Source organism: Mycobacterium sp. (genome assembly GCF_032162605.1).
Taxonomy (GTDB): domain Bacteria; phylum Actinomycetota; class Actinomycetes; order Mycobacteriales; family Mycobacteriaceae; genus Mycobacterium.
Genome location: NZ_JAVROT010000037.1, coordinates 1 through 3,062, shown reverse-complemented (window position 1 = coordinate 3,062; position 3,062 = coordinate 1). Strand labels below are relative to the sequence as shown.

Here is a 3,062-nt window from a genome sequence, read left to right as displayed (position 1 = left end):
GGCCGACCCGCAGGCGGTCTACTCGCAGTGGGCCGAGTTCCGCGCCTGGGTCAATCGAGCCGAGTTCAACGGTGCAGACGCCTTCGACCCGGCCGACCTCGGCGCGCCCGCCCCCGCCCCCCGGCAGTTGTTCGCCATCGGACTGAACTACCGGGCGCACGCCCTGGAGACCGGCTTTCCCATCCCCAAGGACCCAGAAGTCTTCACCAAATACGTTTCGAGTATCACCGGCCCCATCGGCGAGGTGACCCTGCCCAACGGCGGCCACACCGACTGGGAGGTCGAGCTTGTCGTCGTCATTGGCACCGAGGCGTATCAGGTTTCCGAGGCAAACGCTTGGAGCCACGTCGCCGGCCTCTCGGTGGGCCAGGACATCTCCGAGAGGATCGGTCAGTTCGAGGGACAACCCCCCCAGTTCAGCCTCGCCAAATCCCATCCCGGCTTCTCTGTCATCGGCCCCTGGCTGGTGACCCCCGACGAGTTCGACAACCCCGACGACCTCGAACTGGGTTGCGCGGTCAACGGTGAACAGGTCCAGCATGCCCGCACCAACGACCTCATCTTCTCCGTCCCGGCGTTGATCGCCAGGCTCTCGGCCGTGCTGCCCCTGCTACCTGGAGATGTCATCTACACCGGCACCCCGCCCGGTGTCGGACTCGGCCGCAAGCCCCCGCGCTTCCTGGCCGCGGGTGACGAGCTTGTCAGCACCATCGAAGGGATCGGCGAGCTGCGTCAACGCTTCGTCGCCGGCTGGCGCGATAAAGGAACTAAGCAGATCACCTCAAAGGAGACATGATGGCAACCACCATTCCGGCATCCGACGTCGTCGCTCGGGCCTTCGCGATGCCGCTGGCAAGTCCGGCCTACCCACCGCCCCCGGACAGGTTCCTCGACCGGGTCTCTCTGACGGTCACCTACCGCTCCGACTTCGACAAGGTCGCCGCGCTGGTACCCGAACCGCTGACCGTCACCGATCCGTTGGTCAGCATCGCCTTCCTCTTCATGAGGGCGCCCAAGCTCGGCGACTACTACGAGGTCGCGCAGAGCATCAGTACCGAACTGAACCGTGAGCCGCTCCTCTTCCGGCCGGCGATGTACGCGGGCAGCGTTGCCGCGGTCCTGCAGGGGCGCGAATGGTGGGGGCTGCCAAAGAAGTTCGGCGCTCCGATGGTCAGCCTGCACAACGACACTATGGTCGGCACCCTCGAATACAGCGGTGCCCTGGTGGCCCGGGCGACGATGGACTACGGGCACCAGACGATGGAGCCCGAGGAGGCTGAACGGGCTGCCGGCTCGCCCGGCGTCGTGTTGAAAATCATGCCGCATGTCGACGGGACACCGAGAATCCTGGAACTCGTCAGGTTCGACTATGCCGATGTCGTGGTCAAAGAGGCCTACACAGGCCGCGGAACACTGGAGCTCCACCCGCACGCACTGGCCCCCTTGGCGGAGCTTCCGGTGCGGGAGATCGTGTCCGTTACCCACACGGTGTCCGACGTCACCCTCCAGGCAGGTGAAGTCGTGCACGACTACTTGGCCTAGCGCTGTGTCCGATATCTAGACAGAACGGAATACCTAGTGCGAGTTGCTAATTGGCCGCTACCCGGGGGATTACGCGGTCCGACCTCTACAGATGGCTGTTCTGTTGCGCAGGCGCGGATTGCGCCTATGCGCGCACGCTTGTTGTCCCTGGTAGGGCCAGCGACGGCCCCACCCCTTTCTCTCGGGCTCGTGGCCGCCGCGTTGCTGATTGCGACGGAAAGCCTCGGCGTCTACCTGCTCAAGCAGATGGACCCCGGGAACGTCTTCGGCGTGATCTTCCTGCTCGGTGCCCTGGCCGTCGCGACTGTGTGGGGGTTCCGGCTCGGGGTCGTGACGTCGCTGGCCAGTGCCGTTGTCTACGTCTACTTCCATCGTATGGTGACCGGCAGGAGCTTCATCCCGGCCGAAGCACAGGACGCGGTGGCAGTCCTCGTCTTCTTGTTCGTCGCGCTGTCGGCCGCTGCGCTTGCAGCTCTGGGTCGATCGCGCGCCGTTGAGGCAGATCTACGCCGCCGCGAGGCCGAGACGAGCCGTGACGAGTTGGGCGTGCTCGCCGAGCAGCAGGCGGCGTTGCGCCGGGTGGCGGCATTGGTCGCGCGTGGGGTCACCCCGTCTGAGGTGTTCTCGGCGGCGGCGCAGGAGTTGGCCAGATTCCTGGGTGTGTACACCTCGGCTCTGGTCCGCTATCAGGCCGACGGCGCATCCCTCGTCGCCGGCCGCGACGAGGCCGGTCTGACCGACATGCCGATCGGCGAACGCCTTTCGCTGGAAGGTGAGAACCTCGCAGCGATGGTGCTCCGCACCGGCCGCGCCGCCCGAATCGACTACCAGAATGCTCCGGGTTCCACCGCCGCGCGTATGCGTAAGTTGGGCATCCGGTCAGGGGTGGGAGCCCCTGTCGTCGTTGCGGGGCGCATGTGGGGTGCGGCCATGGTCGTCTCGTCGCGGGCCCAACCCCTGCCGTCGGACACCGAGGCGCGGGTCACCGAATTCGCGGACATGGTTGCCACCGCCATCGCCGACGCCGAGAATCGCGCCGAACTCACCGCGTCCCGAGCGCGCATCGTGGCGGCCGCCGATGCTGCCCGACGCGGTTTCGAGCGCGATCTTCACGACGGTGCCCAGCAGCGGCTCGTCGCGTTAGGCCTCCTGCTGCAGTCGGCGGCGGCTTCTCTGCCGTCCGACCGGCACGGGACCAAAGAGCAGTTCGCCCGTATCGTTGACGATCTGGCCAGCCTCTCCGCGGACCTTCGAGAGATCTCACATGGGATACACCCGGCGATCCTGTCGAAGGGCGGACTGGGCCCAGCCCTCAAGACATTGGCGCGCCGCTGCGCCGTCCCGGTCGAACTCGACCTCGGCGTTGACCGACGGTTTCCTGACGCTGCCGAAGTTGCCGCCTACTACGTCGTTGCCGAAGCGCTCACGAACGCTGCGAAGCACGCACACGCATCCCAGGTGAGTGTGTACACCGAAACCGACGTGGCGAAGCTTCGTCTCGAGGTTCGAGATGACGGAAT

3 protein-coding genes are annotated in these 3,062 nt (G+C 66.1%); all 3 read left to right on the top strand.

Annotated elements, in window-relative coordinates:
- The coding region (locus QOI01_RS01805) for a fumarylacetoacetate hydrolase family protein (RefSeq protein WP_526378030.1) at positions 1-796 on the top strand (796 nt) is incomplete at its 5' end.
- Positions 796-1,542: an acetoacetate decarboxylase family protein gene (locus QOI01_RS01800; protein WP_526378028.1), complete on the top strand. Its 747-nt coding sequence runs from the start codon at positions 796-798 to the stop codon at positions 1,540-1,542. The genes QOI01_RS01805 and QOI01_RS01800, both read left to right, overlap by 1 nt.
- A gap of 189 nt (positions 1,543-1,731) precedes the next feature.
- The coding region (locus tag QOI01_RS01795) for a GAF domain-containing sensor histidine kinase (protein ID WP_526378026.1) at positions 1,732-3,062 on the top strand (1,331 nt) is incomplete at its 3' end.

Bases quoted from the DNA above. Each gene is read 5' to 3' on its own strand.
- QOI01_RS01800 (WP_526378028.1), top strand. From the start codon at position 796: ATGGCAACCACCATTCCGGCATCCGACGTCGTCGCTCGGGCCTTCGCG.